The sequence below is a fragment of the Actinophytocola sp. genome (genome assembly GCF_036555685.1).
Taxonomy (GTDB): domain Bacteria; phylum Actinomycetota; class Actinomycetes; order Mycobacteriales; family Pseudonocardiaceae; genus Actinophytocola.
Map to the genome: position 1 here is coordinate 1 of NZ_DATBKY010000276.1, position 14,316 is coordinate 14,316.

Sequence of the window (14,316 nt, forward strand, 5' to 3'; positions counted from 1 at the left end):
CGCTCGGCGCGTGCACGGGCAGCCGGGGCACGCGCGGGTCCCGGGAGGGCGCGGGGTGGTAGCGGCGCAGCACGGTGAGCGCCGAGAAGTCCGCGCAGTGGTCCGGATGCAGGTGCGAGAACAGCAGCGCGTCGAGGGCGAACGGGTCGCGGACCGCCTGCAGCTCGGCGAGCGTGCCGTTGCCTAACTCCACGCCCAGCAGGAAACCGTCGGCCTCCACGAGATAGCCGGAACAGGCGGCATGCGGACCCGGGGCGCTGCCGGAACAGCCGAGCACGGTCAACAACACGCCGGACACTCTAAGCGGTGGCCGCGGCGACGGCGCCGAGCTCCGGACCGAGAAACCGCCGCGCGAGCTTCGCGAACGGCGTCGCGGGCCCGGTCGCGACGAACTCGTGGCGGACCTCGCCGTCGGGCTCCGCGAGCAGGTCCTGCTCGGTGAGCACGCGCACGACGTCCTTCGCGGTCTCCTCCGCGCTGGACACGAGCGTCACGTCGTTGCCCATGACGATCTGCAGCACGCCGGTGAGCAGCGGGTAGTGCGTGCAGCCGAGCACGACGGTGTCGACGCCGGCCCGCTGCAGTGGTTCGAGGTAGCCCTGCGCGAGACCGAGGACCTGGCGGCCGGACGTGATACCGCGCTCGACGAAATCCACGAACCGCGGGCACGCGGCCGAGGTCAGCTCGATGTGCGGGGCCGCGGCGAACGCGTCGTCGTAGGCGCGGGAGCGGACCGTGCCGGCGGTGCCGATCACGCCGACGCGGCTGTTGCGCGTGCTCGCGACCGCGCGGCGCACGGCCGGCACGACGACCTCGACGACCGGGATGTCGTAGCGCTCGCGGGCGTCGCGCAGGCACGCGGCCGACGCCGTGTTGCAGGCCATGACCAGCAGCTTCACCCCGCCGGCGACGAGGTCGTCGGCGATGGCGAGCGCGTGGCGGCGGACGTCGGCGATGGGCAGCGGGCCGTAGGGGCCGTTGGCGGTGTCGCCGACGTAGCGCAGCCGCTCGGCGGGCAGCTGGTCGGCGATCGCCCGCGCGACGGTCAGCCCGCCGACGCCGGAGTCGAAGATCCCGATGGGCGCGGTCACGCCGTCGTCAGTGGCTCTGCCGCCGTGCGTTGCCGGCGGCCCGCCATCGTGACGAGCCAGGCCGCGAGGATGCCGCCGAGCGCGCCGAACAGGTGGCCCTGCCAGGAGATGCCCGGCTTGCCGGGCAGGACGCCGAAGAGCATGCTCCCCCAGTACGCGAGCAGCACGACCGCGACCGCGAGCTGGCCGAGGCTGCGGTTGAACACGCCCCGCACGAGCAGGAACGCGAGCCACCCGAACGCGAGGCCGGAAGCGCCGAGCGTGACGCCCGCCGCGCCGGTCAGCCAGACGCCGATGCCGCTGGTGAGCCAGATCGTGACCGTGACCGCCACCCACTGCCCGATGCCGCCCGCCATCGCGAGGAAGCCGAACACGAGTATTGCCAGGGTGTTGGCGAACAGGTGCGACCAGCCGGCGTGCAGCAGCGGCGCGAACAGGATGCCGTCGAGCCCGCCGAGCGTGCGCGGCTGGATGCCCAAGTTGTCGAGGTTCGCGGGCAGGACCGCGTCCACGGCCTCGATGAGGTAGAGCAGCGCGGTGAACGCGCCGATCACGATGGCCGCGCGCGCCGGGTTGGGCGGCATGATCCGGTTCGCGGGACGGCTGGGCTTGGCGAGGGCCGGCTGAGTGCTCACGGAACCGAGACTACGTGCGCCCGGCCCCGGACGGCTCCGGACGAACCCTGAGATCACCCGGGGGTCCGGCTCGCGCAGGCCTCCCGTCCAGTCTCGTGCCCGTGTCTCCCGCCCAGGCCTCGCGCAACACGTCTCACGCGCCCGTCCCACAGCTCGACCACAGCTCGACAACAGCACGCACGCAGCCCCACCCGCTCCGGGGGGCCACCCACGTTCCAGCGTACCGGGATTCGTGTGGAGGAAGATCAACTTCGGGCGGGCTGTGGACAAGTGGCGCGGTTGTGGACAAGTGGGCGGCCGCGTGCGGAGCGGCGAGAGGGACCGGGCTACGCCCAGAGGTGGCCGTCCAGCCGTTCCGCGGCCTCGTCCAGTGAGCCCGAGTACGCGCCGGTCGACAGGTACTTCCAGCCGCCGTCCGCCACGACGAAGACCACGTCCGCGCGCTGTCTCGCGGCCGCGGCCTTCTCCGCGACGGACAGCGCCGCGTGCAGGATCGCGCCCGTCGAGATGCCCGCGAAGATGCCCTCGGTCTCCAGCAGCTGCCTGGTCCGGCGCAGCGCGTCGTAGGACCCGACCGAGTAGCGGCCGGTCAGCACGTCCGGGTCGTACAGCTCCGGCACGAAGCCCTCGTCGAGGTTGCGCAGCCCGTAGACCAGCTCGCCGTACCGCGGCTCGGCGGCCACGACCTGCACGGCCGGCTTGTGCTCGCGCAGGTAGCGGCCCGCGCCGACGAGCGTGCCGGTCGTGCCGAGGCCCGCGACGAAGTGCGTCACGGTCGGCAGGTCGCGCAGGATCTCCGGGCCGGTGCCGTGGTAGTGCGCGCCCGCGTTGTTGGGGTTCCCGTACTGGTAGAGCATGACCCAGTCCGGGTTCTGCTTCGCTAGCTCCTTGGCCCGCCGCACGGCCTCGTTGGACCCGCCGGCTGCCGGCGAGTTCACGATCCGCGCACCGTAGGCCTGCAGCAGCTGCCGCCGCTCCTCGGACGTGTTCTCCGGCATCACGCACACCAGGCCGTAGCCCTTGAGCTTCGCGGCCATGGCCAGCGAGATGCCGGTGTTTCCCGACGTCGGCTCCAGGATCGTGCAACCCGGCCGGAGCACGCCGTCCTGCTCGGCCGCCTCGATCATCCGCAGCGCCACCCGGTCCTTGATCGACCCGGTGGGGTTGCGGTCCTCGAGCTTGGCCCACAACCGGACGTCCGGCGACGGCGACAGGCGGGGTAACCCGACCAGCGGCGTGTCGCCGAGCGCGTCGAGCAGCGAGTCGAAGCGCGCCACCCGTCAGCCTCCGGCGACGGCGGGCAGGATCGTGACGTTGTCGCCGTCGGACACCGGGGCGTCCAGGCCGCCGGCGAACCGGACGTCCTCGTCGTTGACGTACACGTTCACGAAGCGGTGCAGCGACCCCTCCTTGACCAGGCGCGCCTTGAGCCCACCGTGGCTGGCCTCGAGGTTGTCGATGAGCTCGGACAGGGTGCTCCCACTCGCCTCGACCGACTTCTGCCCGCCGGTGTGGGTGCGCAGAATGGTCGGGATGGAGACGGTGACGGCCATGTGCTACCTCCGCATGAGTACTGGTTCTACCTGGGAAAGGCCTAGGGGGCGGCCGGGTATTCCGCGGCCTCGACGATCTCGATCGGCTCCTCGGTGACCTCGCCGCCGTCGATGCGGTACGAGCGCAGCTCGTGGGTGTCCGGGTCGCGCGTCGAGATCAGCACGTAGTGCGGCGAGGGCAGCAGCGTGGCGTATTCGCCGGCCCGCGCGATGTCCGTGCGCGAGGGGTAGGCCTCGGTGGCCGTGTGCGAGTGGTAGATGACGATCGGCTCCTCGTCCTTGCCGGTCATCTCGCGGTAGACGGCGTTCCACTCGGTCGGGTCGAACTCGTAGTACGTCGGCGAGCGGGCCGAGTTCAGCATCGTGACGATGCGCTCGGGCCGGTCCTCGCCCTCCGGGCCCGCGAGGATGCCGCACGCCTCGTCCGGGTGGTCCCGGCGGGCGTGCGAGACCATCGCGTCGACCAGGTCACGACGTATCCGAAGCACGGGTCAATCCTACGTGGTGGGCACCGCGCTCCCACTTAGTGAGAACCGGTCACACGCGTGCGGGCCCGCGGGTCGACCTGCCGAGAAGTTCGTTTTTCGGAGGGGAGATCTCGATGTCCACTGCGTACACCATCGTCTCGATCGTCGGTGCCGTGCTCGCCGGCTTCTCGAGCGGCGCCCTGGCCCTGCGCGCCCGGTTCGTGACCGACTCGCTGACCGCCTACCGGGTGCCGCGGTCGTGGTGGCCGTGGCTCGCGACGGCCAAGGCGGCCGGCGGCGTGGGCCTGCTCGTCGGGTTGTGGGTGCCCGTGATCGGCGTGCTGGCGGGGGCCGGCCTGGTCCTGTACTTCACCGGCGCCGTCGTGACGGTCGTGCGGGCGCGCTGGTACTCGCACGTGCCGGTCCCGCTGATCTACCTGGCGCCGGCCGCGGCCTCGCTGGTCCTGGCCGCGGTGGCCTGAGTCAGCGTGCGTCCGGAGGCCAGATGTCCCGGTACGCCGCGAGGCCGGCCAGCGGGGTCGCCGACAGGACCCCGTGCACGACCGCGCGGGCGAACACGAGAGCCGCCGTCGCGCACAGGCGGTCCAGGGCGGCCGCGCGGGCCATCGGGCCGAACGGGGCGTCCGTGGACGCCAGCGGGCGGGCCCGCGTGGCCACCGCGAACACGGTGTCGCCGTCGAACATGGAGTGGGCCGGGCGCACGGCACGGGCGAGGCCGTCCTGGGCGGCCACCGCCAGGCGCCGGCACTCGGCCTTCGACAGGTCCGCGTCCACCGCGACCACGCCGATCGTCGTGTTCAGGTCGTCCGGCGGCGCCGCCGGGAGCACGCCGGGGCGGTCCGGCCACGTCACGCCGAACTCGCCGGCCACCTCGTGGTCGGCGGCCCACGGGCGGCCGGTCGACGGGTCGACCGCCTCGCCGGCCGCGTTCACCGCCGCCAGCGCGCCGACGGTGAAGCCGTCCACGACCGCGCTCGCGGTCCCCACCCCGCCCTTCAGCGAGCCGACCTTCGCACCCGTCCCGGCGCCGACGCAGCCCTGCGCGACCGGTCCGTCCGCGGCGACGTCGCAGGCCGCGACGCCGAACGACGCCGACGGCCGGTTGCCCCACGTGCTCCGCGGCAGGTCGTACAGCACGGCCGCGGGCACGATCGGCACCACCTCGTGCTCGGCCAGGCCGACCCGGAAGCCACGCGACCGCGACGACAGCCACGACATCACGCCGTCCGCCGCGGCCAGGCCGTACGCGCTGCCGCCGGACAGGCACACCGCGTCGACCTGCGCAACCATGTTCTCCGGCGCGAGCAGGTCGGTCTCCCGCGTGCCCGGCGCCCCGCCGCGCCCGTCGACGGCACCGGTCGAGCCCGGCGGCAGCAGGACGACCGTCGTGCCCGTGGCCCAGCCCGAGCCGATCCGCTGGTGGTGTCCCACCAGCACGCCGTCGACGTCCGTGATCGCGTTAGAACTCGTCATCGGGCGACAGCGCCAGGACGAGATGCTCCTGCATCCACGTCAGCCACTGGTAGACGCCCAGGTGCGGGCTGCGCGGGTCGTCCTCGGGCAGCTCGTCGGGCATGTCCTCGGTGACGTCGAGCGTGGTGCCGAGCGCCAGCCGGACGTCGTTGATCGCGGACAGCCACGCGTCCGCCTGCTCGAGCGACAGCTTCACCAGGCCGCCGTCGGGCGGGCACGTGTCGAGCACGACCCCCGCCACACCGGTCTTCAGGTCGAGCAGCTCCGGCTCGTGCAGCGAGCGCAGTGCGGCGGCGGAGTCCAGCTCGGCCTTGCCGGCGTCGTCGGCGTCCAGCCGGTGGAAGTCGGGCAGCAGCCGCGCCAGGATCGGGTCCTCGGGCGCGGACGACATGCCGGTGCGGATGCCGGTCAGCTCGGCGAGCTCGTCCTGCGGGGCCTCGTCGGCGCGGGTGCGCAGCATGCCGTCGATCTGCGTGATGAGGCCACGCAGCACGGTGGCCTCGCGCCGGTCGAGCTTGGTCATGACCGTGTCGCCGGCCCGCTCCCAGGGAATCACGACGTGTGCTGCATGGTCGCCCACAGCCCGGCCGCGTGCAGCTTCGCGACGTCGCCCTCTACTTTGTCCTTGGAACCGGACGACACGATCGCCCTGCCCTTGTGGTGCACGTCGAGCATCAGCTTGGTGGCGTGTTCGCGGGAGTAGCCGAAGAGCTTCTGGAACACGTACGTCACGTACGACATGAGGTTGACCGGGTCGTTCCACACGATCGTCTGCCACGGCTTGTCCTCGGCAACGAGGTCGCCGCCGATCGGCTCGGCCTGTGTCTCCTCGACAGGCATGGACATATGGACCGACATGGCGTCCATGGTGGCATGTCTAGGCTCACGGTTCATGACCGGCACCAGCACCGCGCTGCTCACCGATCACTACGAGCTGACCATGGTCGCCGCGGCCCTCGCGGACGGCACGGCGGACCGCGAATGCGTGTTCGAGACGTTCGCGCGCAGGCTGCCGAGCGGCCGCCGGTACGGCATCGTCGGCGGCACCGCGCGGGTCGTCGAGGCCATCGGCCGCTTCCGTTTCGGCGACGCGGAGCTCCGCGAGCTCGCCGCGCGCGAGGTGGTGGACGAGCGCACGCTCGACTGGCTCGCGAACTACCGCTTCGCCGGCGACGTCGACGGCTACGCCGAAGGCGAGCTGTACTTCCCCGGCTCGCCGCTGTTCACCGTGCGCGGCACGTTCGCCGAGGCGGTCCTGCTGGAGACGCTCGTGCTGTCGATCCTCAACCACGACAGCGCCATCATGTCCGCGGCCGCGCGGATGGTGAGCGCCGCGAACGGGCGGCCGATCATCGAGATGGGCGGGCGGCGCACGCACGAGGCGGCCGCGGTCGCCTCAGCCCGCGCCGCGTACCTGGCCGGCTTCGCGACGACGTCGAACCTCGAGGCCGGCCGTGCGTACGGCATCCCGACCGCCGGCACGTGCGCGCACGCGTTCACGCTGCTGCACGACAGCGAACGCGAGGCGTTCACCGCCCAGGTCGACGCGCTGGGTGTCGGCACGACCCTGCTCGTCGACACCTACGACATCACCGCCGGCATCGAGACGGCCATCGAGGTGGCGGGCCCGTCGCTCGGCGCCATCCGCATCGACTCCGGGGACGTCGGCGTGCTGGCCCGGCAGGCCCGCGCGCAGCTGGACGACCTCGGGGCGCGCAACACGCGGATCGTGGTGTCCGGCGACCTCGACGAGTACGCGATCGCCGCGCTGCGCGCCGAGCCGGTCGACGCGTACGGGGTCGGCACGTCGCTCGTCACCGGCTCGGGCTCGCCGACCGCCGGGATGGTGTACAAGCTGGTCGAAGTGGACGGTCGGCCGGTGGCGAAGCGCAGCTCGCACAAGGAGTCGCGGGCCGGGCGGAAGTCGGCGCTGCGCCGGCACAAGCCGACGGGCACGGCGCTGGAAGAGGTCGTGTACGTGGTCGCCGCCGACGACCCGGCCGGCGGTCCCCACGACCGGCCCCTTGTGGTGCCGCTCATGCGTGGTGGACAACCGGCCGGTGACCCGGCGACCCTGGAGCAGAGCCGGGAACGGGTGCGGGAGGGGTTGGTGAGCCTGCCGTGGGAGGGGCTGAAGCTGTCCCAGGGCGAGCCGGCCATCCCGACCGTGTACGCGTAGAGGAGTTCGTCGTGACCAAGGCGCTGATCCTTGTCGATATCCAGAACGACTTCTGCGAGGGTGGCTCGCTCGCGGTCGCCGGCGGGGCCGCGGTGGCCGCCGCCGTGAACTCGCTGGTGCACGGCGGTTCGTACGACCACGTGGTGGCGACGCGCGATTACCACATCGACCCGGGCGGCCACCACAGCGATACGCCGAACTTCGTCGACACGTGGCCGCCGCACTGCCTGGCGGACACCCCGGGCGCGTCGTTCCACCCGTCGCTGGACGTGTCGGGCATCGAGGCGGTGTTCTCGAAGGGCCACTACTCGGCGGCGTACTCGGGCTTCGAGGGTTCGCACCACGACGGCTCGTCGCTGGAGTCGTGGCTGTCCGCACGCGGCGTGTCCAGTGTGGACGTGGTGGGCATCGCCACCGATCACTGCGTGCGCGCCACCGCGCTGGACGCCGTACGGGCCGGCTTCGCGACGACCGTGCTGCTGGACTACACGGCAGGCGTCGCGAAGCCGACGGTGGACGCGGCCCTGCGCGAGATGACGTCGAACGCGATCACCCTGACCGGCACCCCGCACGTCGAGGGGTGACGCCCGCGGGCTCAGACCGACGCGGCGGCGGCCGCCCAGATGATGCAGATGCCCAGGCCCACCAGCGAGCAGGTGAGGCCCGCGATTGCCGTGCCCTTCGGCATGCCCGGGACCCGGCCCGCCTTGCTCAGGCCCACGGCGCCGAAGATCACGCCCAGGATGGTCAGCGGCCAGGCGATCACGCCGATGATCGGGATGAGCGAGAAGACCAGGCCGACGATGCCCAACACCAGCGCGGTGACGCCCATGCCGTTGCTCTGCTGGACCGGGTAGGGCTGTGGCGGATAGTAGTTGGTCACGATCACTCCCAGTAGTAGCACCTGGCGAGCATGTCGGTCCGCGAAACCCGCGCGTTATCGAAAGTCCTTTGTGGACAAGCAAGGCACCGGGGAAATCACCCCGGAGGGGGAGTCCCCCGATCCACAAGAAACAGAACGGGGGACTCGGACGACCTACGAGACCGCCGCCGCCCAGATGACGCAGATGACCAGGCCGACGATTGAGCACACCAGGCCCGCGACGGCCATCCCCTTGGGGGCGCCGGGAACCTGGTTCGCCTTGCTCAGGCCCACGCCGCCGAAGATGACGCCCAGGATGGTCAGCGGCCACGCGATCACGCCGATGATCGGGATGAACGAGAACACCAGGCCGACGATGCCCAGCACCAGCGAGGTCACCGCCATCCCGTTCGCCGGCTGCGCCGGGTAGGCAGGCTGCGGTTGTGGCTGATACGCCATGAGTCACTCCCCAGTAGTCAGCTTGTCGCGCGGCGCGTACGGCCGCGGCGGATGAGAATAGGGCATATGACAAGGACCGGAAGCCGAAGCGCGAGGCCCGTGTCGATCGGGTGGGCGGTCGCCGTACCGCTGATCCTCTGGTGGCCGCTCACGTTCGTCACCGTTTCGCTGCGGCAGGACCAGGGCCGGGCCAACGACATGTCCGGCCTGCTCTACCTGCCCGCCGCCGTCGCGTGGGTACCCATGATCGCCGTCACCGCGCTCGTCGCCTGGCTCGCCGGCCGGCGGATGAGGCCGGCCGGCGAGCGCAGGCGCCGCGCCCGCGGGCTGGCGTGCGGGATCCTCACGCTGATCCTGGTGCCCGGTGCGCTGCTGATGCTGGAGCAGATGGGCTAGAACGGCGAGCAGTGCACCGAACCGACCACGATCTCGCCACCGAGGTCGCCCTGGCTGCCACCGTCCGGGAACAGCCTGACGTGCATGAGGTTCACGGTGATGCCGCCGTCCGGCGGGTCGGGGACGACCGTCTCGTTCAGCGTCACCCGCGCGAGCGGCGGCGCGGCCGGCTCCGAACCGGGAACCGTCACCACGTGGTTCGGCGGCAGCCGCGACGGCACGGCCAGGCCCGACAGCCCGCCGATGTGGAAGCTCGCGGAGCTGCCGTTCTCCGTCGTGGCGCACTCCACCGTGTAGTCGGTCAGCCGGATCCGCGGCCCGCCGTACGCCCGCAGCGCGTCGAGCCGGAACAGCTCGCCCGTCACCTCCGCGCTCGCCACGCCGGTGTCCGCGTCGCGCGTGCACGACGAACTGCCCCGGCCGAACTCGAGGAAGCCGCGCTCGACGTGCGAAGCGCTGTCCGCCACCTGGACGTCCTGGGTGTCGCACGCGGCGAGCGGCTCCACCTGGACCGGGTCACCGCCGTACGTCGCCTCCACCGAACCGATCGTCCCCGACGCGAGCGCCTCCTCGGGCAGCGCCTGCGCCGGGCTCACCCCGGCCAGCACGAGGCCGGCCAGCGCCAGCCCGGCGACGCCGGTGCGCCTGACATGTCTCATGGTCATGTTCACGAGAACACCTCCCCTCCGCACCCCGCGCCAGCGCCCGAACCCACTGCCACCCGGTCGAGGACGAGGGACAACCCGTCCGAGCGACGGTGGGTGCGGCACGGGATTGACGGTGGGCAGAGGTACCGTTCGCCTGTGCCCCCTTCCACCACCGAGCTCCCGAGCGTGTCCGAGTTGCTGACGGCCGCCGTGAGCGCGGTGGGCGGCACCGAACGCCCTGGTCAGGTGGCGATGGCGGAGGCCGTGGCCAAGGCCATCCGCACCGGCGACCACCTCGCCGTGCAGGCCGGCACGGGCACCGGCAAGTCCCTCGCCTACCTCGTCCCGGCGCTGCGCCACGCGGTCGAGCGCGAGGCCACGGTCGTCGTCTCGACGGCCACCATCGCGCTGCAGCGCCAGCTCGTCGACCGCGACCTGCCCCGGCTGGAGAAGGCGCTCGAGAAGCCACTCGGCCGCAAGCCGACCTTCGCCATCCTCAAGGGCCGGCGCAACTACCTCTGCCTCAACAAGCTCGACTCCGGCATGCAGGACGAGCCCGACGACGCCGCCCTGTTCGACCCGTTCGCGATCTCCGCGCTCGGCCGCGAGATCACCCGGCTCCGCGAGTGGGTGTCCGACACCGAGACCGGCGACCGCGACGAGCTCGTCCCCGGCGTCACCGAGCACGCCTGGCGCCAGGTGTCCGTGTCGAGCCGCGAGTGCCTCGGCGTCAACCGCTGCCCCATCGGCACCGACTGCTTCGCCGAGAAGGCCCGCGCCGAGGCCGGCCGGGCCGACCTCATCATCACCAACCACGCCCTGCTCGCCATCGACGCGCTGCAGGGCTTCCAGGTACTTCCCGAACACGACCTGGTGATCGTCGACGAGGCGCACGACCTCGTCGACCGGGTCACCTCCGCCGCCACCGCCGAGCTGACCAGCGCGGCGGTCGCCGCGGCCGCGCGCCGGGCCGGCCGGGTCTGCGACCAGGAGCTCGCCGACCGGCTGCTCGAGGCGGGCGACGGTTTCACGCTCATCCTCGAGGACCTGCCGGCCGGCCGCCTGGACGCGCTGCCCACGCCGCTCGCCGGCGCGCTCGCGGTCATCCGCGACGCCGCGTACGCGTGCCTGTCCGGCCTCGGCCCCGACCAGCGCACCGGTGACGTCGACGTGGCCACCGCCCGCAAGCTCGCCCAGTCCCAGCTCGACGAGGTGCACGACACCGCCGTGCGGCTGCTGCGCGCGTTCGAGACCGACGAGGCGCACAAGCGCGACGTCGTCTGGCGCACCGGTGACACCGGCTCCGGCCCGCCGCGCCCGCCGGCGCTGCGCGCGGCACCGCTCGCGGTGGCGGCGCTGCTGCGGGAGCGGCTGTTCGGCCAGCACACCACGATCCTCACCTCGGCCACGCTCACGCTCGGCGGCACGTTCGACTCGATGGCCCGCTCCTGGGGCCTGCCGGCCGAGCAGGAGGGCGCGAGCGCGAAGACCGAGGGCGCGGCCACCGACAAGTCGATCGAGGGTCCGAAGTGGACCGGCTTGGACGTCGGCTCGCCGTTCGACCACGCCCGCAGCGGCATCCTCTACGTCGCGAGGCACCTGCCGCCGCCCGGCCGCGACGGGCTGCCACCGTCCTATCTGGATGAGCTGGTCGAGCTGATGGAGGCGGCCGGCGGGCGCACGCTCGGGCTGTTCTCCTCGATGCGCGCGGCCAAGCAGGCCACCGAGGCGCTGCGCAAGCGCACCGACCTGCCGATCCTGTGCCAGGGCGAGGACTCCACCGCGCTCCTCGTCCGCAAGTTCGCCGAGGACCCGGCGACCTGCCTGTTCGGCACGCTGTCGCTCTGGCAGGGCGTCGACGTGCCCGGCCCGTCGCTGCAGCTCGTGGTCGTCGACCGGATCCCGTTCCCGCGGCCGGACGACCCGCTCGCGTCCGCCCGCCAGCGCGCCGTGGAGGCACGCGGCGGCAACGGTTTCCTGTCGGTCGCCGCCACCCACGCGGCCCTGCTGCTCGCCCAGGGCACCGGCCGGCTGCTGCGCTCGACGCAGGACCGCGGCGTCGTGGCGATCCTCGACCCCCGGCTCGCGACCGCGCGCTACGGCGGGTTCCTGCGCGCGTCCCTACCCGGCTACTGGGCCACGTCGGACGCGGAGGTCGTCCGGGCGGCCCTGCGCAGGCTCGATGCGGCGAGCTGATCAAATAGGCACCACCATCTGCTCCAGGGAGATTCGCTTTGTCCCACAACTCCGGTATCACCGTCGACGACGACGGCGTCCGCCGGTTGCTGGCCGACGGCACCGAGGAATCGGTGACCTGGGCCAACCTCGCCGAGGTCGCGATCCGGACGACGCCGGAGGGGCCGTGGAAGGAGGACGTGTTCTTCCTTCTGGTGCGCGAGGGCGGCGGTGGCTGTGCCGTGCCCGCGGGCGACCCGTCGGCAGATGACCTGATGACCCGCCTGCAGTCCATGCCCGGGTTCGACAACGAGGCGTTCATCGAGGCCATGACCACCATGGAGGACGGTCTCTTCGTCGTCTGGCAACGCAATACGTGACCGCCTGCCGCACCGGCGCGGCCGCCGCTCCACGCGCCCACGGCGAACGGAGCGAGGGCACCACGAGCTCCGGCAGGTGCTACGGCCCCGGCCAGGAGGTCAACGCCGGGCCGCTCTACACGCTGCCGTTCGCGTCCGTGCTCTCCTGTCGATCGCGGTGCGCGCGGGTGAACACGCCGGCCTGTGGTGTCGGTCCGGCTACCACACGCGGTTGAGGACAGCGGAACCCGTTGCCGCGCAAGACGATCGTCACCCGTGCGGCGTGCTGTCTGTCGTAGGTGGAGGGTGTTCAGGATCAACGGGTGACGAAAGAACTGCACACCCTTGGCAGGAACATCTTGTCAGGAACGTCTGTGTGCACGATCTGGTGAAACCGCTGCAGCACAACGGAAAGCGTCATACCTCGCCGGTAGACTGAACATATGTTCGTTCCAGTCGTCGACGTGCCGCCCGGTCCTCCCGGCGAGGCGGTTCCCCTGGCGATGTCGGTGGGTATGAGACGGGTCGCGTGGCAGGCCGATGGCCACGCGCTGGAGCACCTCGCCCGGTATGCCGCGCACGCCGACGAGCGGTTCGCCGCACTCGAGGTCGCGGCCTTGTTCCACACGTCGGTGCGAGCCGCCCAGCAGCGACTGGACCTGGCGCGCACCCTCGCGACCCGGCTCCCACGAACACTTGCCGCGATGAAGGCCGGGCGGCTGGACGACTACCGGGCCCGGCGGATCGCCGATGCGGTGGCGCCGCTGCCGGACGAGGACGCGGCGACCGTGGAGAACCAGGTTCTCCCGCAGATCGACGACCTGGCTCCGGCCCAGCTGAGCCGGGTGCTGGCCGCGGTGATCCGGCGGTTGGACGCCACCGCACTCCAGCGGCGGCACGAGAAACGACTCGCCGGGAGACGCATCGACGCATACCCGACCGACGCGGGGTGCGCGGCGCTGACGATCCACGGCGCGGCCGAGCGGGTTCAGATCGCCGACCTGCGTATCGACGCCATCGCCCGGCGGCTGAAAGAGTCGGATGCGGCGGACGGGCGCACCCTCGACCAACTCCGCGCGGACGTGGCGCTGGACCTGCTCGCGGGAAAGACCTACGAGCACGCCAAGGTCACCGTTCTGCTGACCATTCCCGCCACCACCGCGCTTGGCGTGGACTGCGAACCCGCCCGCCTCGCCGGGTTCGGTGACGTTCCGGCGAGGCGCGCACTCGAGCTCGCGAGCCAGACGGACGCCACGTGGCAACGCATCCTCACCGAACCGGCGTCGGGCCGTGTGCTCGACGTCGGCCGCCGCCGCTACGCACCTCCGGCTGCTCTACGCGACCACGTGCGTGCTGACATGCCAACCTGCACCGGCCCCGGCTGCGCACGACCGGCACAACGCTGCGACCTCGACCATCGCGATCCGTACCCGGCCGGGCCAACCGACCGGGAAAACCTGCACCCAGCCTGCCGGCCGCATCATCGCGCCAAGTCGTTCGGCGGCTGGCGCGTCGAACGGCACGGCGAACTCGACGGTGAAAGACGCGGTGAAAGACGCGGTGAAAGACGCGGTGACGTCCTGACGTGGATCTCGCCGGCCGGCTACCGCTACCGACACCAGCCGGAGCCCGTCGCCGACCCAGAACCGCCGCCGTTCTGACGTCGCCACGTCCGTCCCCCAGGCCCATTCGCCCATTCGACCGACGGGATGGGAATTCCAACCGAGCGGTTTCATGAGGACAGTTGATCGCGTGGAAGGCACCAAGCACATCAGTCCCGTCGTGCTGCGGCGGGAGATCGGCCGCCGCCTGCGACTGGCCCGCAACGAGGCGAACCTCAACATCCTCGATGCGGCGAAGCGCCTGGAGATCGCGGGCAGTTCGCTGAGCCGCTTCGAGAACGGCACCGGCCCGGTCACCGTGCACCTGGTGCGCTCGATGATGGACGTCTACGACCAGCGCCTCGACGACGTGCTCGACCTCATCCGCCAGGCGCGGA

The 14,316-nt window shown here is 71.9% G+C and carries 20 protein-coding genes; 8 read left to right on the top strand and 12 right to left on the bottom strand.

Annotated elements, in window-relative coordinates; all coding sequences use genetic code 11:
* The 6 genes from VH969_RS28090 to VH969_RS28115 all read right to left on the bottom strand — a co-directional run.
* Positions 1-289 (bottom strand): MBL fold metallo-hydrolase (locus VH969_RS28090; RefSeq protein WP_527249172.1); only part of this gene is annotated, 289 nt, incomplete at its 3' end.
* 10 nt (positions 290-299) lie between these two features.
* Complete coding sequence (gene murI / locus VH969_RS28095) at positions 300-1,091, bottom strand: glutamate racemase (protein ID WP_331979617.1); 792 nt, start codon at positions 1,089-1,091, stop codon at positions 300-302.
* On the bottom strand, positions 1,088-1,675 hold the full coding sequence (locus VH969_RS28100; RefSeq protein WP_331979651.1) for a rhomboid family intramembrane serine protease: 588 nt from the start codon (positions 1,673-1,675) through the stop codon (positions 1,088-1,090). Before VH969_RS28100 ends, murI begins: the two co-directional genes overlap by 4 nt.
* 377 nt (positions 1,676-2,052) lie before the next feature.
* The gene (locus VH969_RS28105; protein ID WP_331979619.1) at positions 2,053-3,003 is read right to left on the bottom strand and encodes a PLP-dependent cysteine synthase family protein; all 951 of its coding nucleotides are present in this window, start codon (positions 3,001-3,003) and stop codon (positions 2,053-2,055) included.
* Positions 3,004-3,006: 3 nt separating this feature from the next.
* Positions 3,007-3,279, bottom strand: coding sequence for a MoaD/ThiS family protein (locus tag VH969_RS28110; protein WP_331979621.1), 273 nt, complete (start codon positions 3,277-3,279; stop codon positions 3,007-3,009).
* 41 nt (positions 3,280-3,320) lie between these two features.
* A complete protein-coding gene (locus tag VH969_RS28115; RefSeq protein ID WP_331979623.1) occupies positions 3,321-3,767 on the bottom strand; it encodes a M67 family metallopeptidase in 447 nt (148 codons plus the stop codon).
* 113 nt (positions 3,768-3,880) lie between these two features.
* Between VH969_RS28115 and VH969_RS28120 the strand changes: the two genes are divergently transcribed.
* Positions 3,881-4,228: a DoxX family protein gene (locus VH969_RS28120; RefSeq protein ID WP_331979625.1), complete on the top strand. Its 348-nt coding sequence runs from the start codon at positions 3,881-3,883 to the stop codon at positions 4,226-4,228.
* A 1-nt stretch (position 4,229) separates the two neighbouring features.
* On the opposite strand, the gene VH969_RS28125 is transcribed toward VH969_RS28120, so the two are convergent.
* From VH969_RS28125 to clpS, 3 genes are read right to left on the bottom strand one after another with little or no spacing between them, the layout of a single operon-like run.
* A complete protein-coding gene (locus VH969_RS28125) occupies positions 4,230-5,240 on the bottom strand; it encodes a P1 family peptidase (RefSeq protein WP_331979627.1) in 1,011 nt (336 codons plus the stop codon).
* The gene (locus VH969_RS28130) at positions 5,227-5,796 is read right to left on the bottom strand and encodes a DUF2017 domain-containing protein (RefSeq protein WP_331979629.1); all 570 of its coding nucleotides are present in this window, start codon (positions 5,794-5,796) and stop codon (positions 5,227-5,229) included. Before VH969_RS28130 ends, VH969_RS28125 begins: the two co-directional genes overlap by 14 nt.
* Positions 5,793-6,086 carry an ATP-dependent Clp protease adapter ClpS gene (gene clpS, locus VH969_RS28135; protein ID WP_331979653.1) on the bottom strand — a complete coding sequence of 98 codons (294 nt, stop codon included), beginning with the start codon at positions 6,084-6,086 and terminating at the stop codon, positions 5,793-5,795. The genes VH969_RS28130 and clpS overlap by 4 nt, the downstream gene beginning before the upstream one ends.
* A gap of 46 nt (positions 6,087-6,132) precedes the next feature.
* Between clpS and VH969_RS28140 the strand changes: the two genes are divergently transcribed.
* Positions 6,133-7,419 carry a nicotinate phosphoribosyltransferase gene (locus VH969_RS28140; RefSeq protein ID WP_331979631.1) on the top strand — a complete coding sequence of 429 codons (1,287 nt, stop codon included), beginning with the start codon at positions 6,133-6,135 and terminating at the stop codon, positions 7,417-7,419.
* Positions 7,420-7,430: 11 nt separating this feature from the next.
* Positions 7,431-8,003, top strand: coding sequence for an isochorismatase family protein (locus tag VH969_RS28145; RefSeq protein WP_331979633.1), 573 nt, complete (start codon positions 7,431-7,433; stop codon positions 8,001-8,003).
* Between the two features lie 11 nt (positions 8,004-8,014).
* On the opposite strand, the gene VH969_RS28150 is transcribed toward VH969_RS28145, so the two are convergent.
* The gene (locus VH969_RS28150; RefSeq protein ID WP_331979635.1) at positions 8,015-8,302 is read right to left on the bottom strand and encodes a hypothetical protein; all 288 of its coding nucleotides are present in this window, start codon (positions 8,300-8,302) and stop codon (positions 8,015-8,017) included.
* A gap of 153 nt (positions 8,303-8,455) precedes the next feature.
* Complete coding sequence (locus VH969_RS28155; RefSeq protein ID WP_331979637.1) at positions 8,456-8,740, bottom strand: DUF4190 domain-containing protein; 285 nt, start codon at positions 8,738-8,740, stop codon at positions 8,456-8,458.
* A 99-nt stretch (positions 8,741-8,839) separates the two neighbouring features.
* On the opposite strand from VH969_RS28155, the gene VH969_RS28160 reads away from it, so the two are divergent.
* The gene (locus tag VH969_RS28160; protein WP_331979639.1) at positions 8,840-9,136 is read left to right on the top strand and encodes a hypothetical protein; all 297 of its coding nucleotides are present in this window, start codon (positions 8,840-8,842) and stop codon (positions 9,134-9,136) included.
* Here VH969_RS28160 and VH969_RS28165 read toward each other — a convergent pair.
* Positions 9,133-9,801 (bottom strand): choice-of-anchor P domain-containing protein, encoded by a 669-nt coding sequence (locus tag VH969_RS28165; protein WP_331979641.1) that lies wholly within the window; start codon positions 9,799-9,801, stop codon positions 9,133-9,135. The two genes, VH969_RS28160 and VH969_RS28165, sit on opposite strands and share 4 nt — an antisense overlap.
* A gap of 138 nt (positions 9,802-9,939) precedes the next feature.
* On the opposite strand from VH969_RS28165, the gene VH969_RS28170 reads away from it, so the two are divergent.
* The 4 genes from VH969_RS28170 to VH969_RS28185 form a co-directional block, all read left to right on the top strand.
* Positions 9,940-11,979 carry an ATP-dependent DNA helicase gene (locus VH969_RS28170; protein WP_331979643.1) on the top strand — a complete coding sequence of 680 codons (2,040 nt, stop codon included), beginning with the start codon at positions 9,940-9,942 and terminating at the stop codon, positions 11,977-11,979.
* 38 nt (positions 11,980-12,017) lie between these two features.
* Positions 12,018-12,338: a hypothetical protein gene (locus VH969_RS28175; protein WP_331979645.1), complete on the top strand. Its 321-nt coding sequence runs from the start codon at positions 12,018-12,020 to the stop codon at positions 12,336-12,338.
* A 422-nt stretch (positions 12,339-12,760) separates the two neighbouring features.
* Positions 12,761-13,978: an HNH endonuclease signature motif containing protein gene (locus VH969_RS28180; protein ID WP_331979647.1), complete on the top strand. Its 1,218-nt coding sequence runs from the start codon at positions 12,761-12,763 to the stop codon at positions 13,976-13,978.
* Between the two features lie 91 nt (positions 13,979-14,069).
* Positions 14,070-14,316: helix-turn-helix domain-containing protein (locus tag VH969_RS28185; protein ID WP_331979649.1), on the top strand; the 247-nt coding region annotated here is incomplete at its 3' end.

What these genes read in the sequence shown, in the direction of transcription:
- VH969_RS28165 (WP_331979641.1), bottom strand. Translation starts at nt 9,801, where the DNA reads ATGACCATGAGACATGTCAGGCGCACCGGCGTCGCCGGGCTGGCGCTG.
- VH969_RS28155 (WP_331979637.1), bottom strand. Translation starts at nt 8,740, where the DNA reads ATGGCGTATCAGCCACAACCGCAGCCTGCCTACCCGGCGCAGCCGGCG.
- VH969_RS28125 (WP_331979627.1), bottom strand. Translation starts at nt 5,240, where the DNA reads ATGACGAGTTCTAACGCGATCACGGACGTCGACGGCGTGCTGGTGGGA.
- VH969_RS28100 (WP_331979651.1), bottom strand. Translation starts at nt 1,675, where the DNA reads ATGCCGCCCAACCCGGCGCGCGCGGCCATCGTGATCGGCGCGTTCACC.
- VH969_RS28180 (WP_331979647.1), top strand. Translation starts at nt 12,761, where the DNA reads ATGTTCGTTCCAGTCGTCGACGTGCCGCCCGGTCCTCCCGGCGAGGCG.
- VH969_RS28120 (WP_331979625.1), top strand. Translation starts at nt 3,881, where the DNA reads ATGTCCACTGCGTACACCATCGTCTCGATCGTCGGTGCCGTGCTCGCC.
- clpS (WP_331979653.1), bottom strand. Translation starts at nt 6,086, where the DNA reads ATGTCCATGCCTGTCGAGGAGACACAGGCCGAGCCGATCGGCGGCGAC.
- VH969_RS28140 (WP_331979631.1), top strand. Translation starts at nt 6,133, where the DNA reads ATGACCGGCACCAGCACCGCGCTGCTCACCGATCACTACGAGCTGACC.
- VH969_RS28110 (WP_331979621.1), bottom strand. Translation starts at nt 3,279, where the DNA reads ATGGCCGTCACCGTCTCCATCCCGACCATTCTGCGCACCCACACCGGC.